This window comes from Ectothiorhodospira sp. PHS-1 (genome assembly GCF_000225005.1).
In the GTDB taxonomy this organism is placed as follows: Bacteria; Pseudomonadota; Gammaproteobacteria; order Ectothiorhodospirales; family Ectothiorhodospiraceae; genus Ectothiorhodospira.
This window is the reverse complement of the sequence record NZ_AGBG01000082.1, coordinates 1-825: the sequence shown is the minus strand read 5'-3', so window position 1 is coordinate 825 and position 825 is coordinate 1. Positions and strand designations below refer to the sequence as shown.

At 63.8% G+C, this 825-nt stretch carries 1 protein-coding gene; it reads left to right on the top strand.

The window, feature by feature from the left end; genetic code table 11:
* Positions 1-62: 62 nt before the first annotated feature.
* The coding region (locus ECTPHS_RS13690; protein WP_008933362.1) for an RNA-guided endonuclease TnpB family protein at positions 63-825 on the top strand (763 nt) is incomplete at its 3' end.

Sequence of the window (825 nt, the reverse complement as noted above, 5' to 3'; positions counted from 1 at the left end):
GGGTCGGCACGAAAAAGCACCCGCTCGGTCGGTTGCGCTACGTCGCGGATCGGCCTCATGCATTGCCCGCATCCATCGTCATCAGCATCAACGCCGGTCAGTGGCATGTGTCATTTGCCACCGAGGATGACGTGATCCATCCGCGCCCTGCAGAGATCCAGGCCGAGTTATCGCAGTGGGATGAGGCTTCATTGCACGCGGCCACCATCGGCGTGGATCGCGGCGTGGCGGTGCCTGCCTACGCCAGCACGGGATCGGTGTATGCCTTCGACCCGGTGCAAAAGCAGCGAATGGCCCGCAAGGAACGCCAGCGCCTTCGCTGGCAGCGTCGGATGGCGCGACGTGCCAAGGGCTCATCCGGCTGGCACAAGGCCAAAAAGCGCGTGGCCCGCACCCACACCTACGCCAACAACGTGCGCAAGGACTTTGCCCATAAGGCCAGTCACGCATTGGTGACGGCGCCGGGGGTGAGGCTCGTGGTCATGGAAGACCTCAAGGTGGCCTCCATGAGTCGTCGCCCGAAGGCAAAGACCGACGAACGGGGGCGCCACGCCCCCAACGGTGCCCGCGCCAAGGCGGGGCTCAACAAGGGCATCCTCCATAGCGCCTGGGGCAGGATCAGAACCTATGCCCAGTACAAGGCACCGAGAAATAACGTGCTGTTTCTCGTGGTGCCGCCGCACCATAGCTCGCAGGAATGTGCCGTTTGCGGCCACATTCATCCCGACAATCGGCCCAGTCAGAGCCGATTTGTCTGTCAACGCTGCGGGCAGATCGATCATGCCGACCACAACGCCAGCCGGGTGATTGCCCGACGCGGCGTCA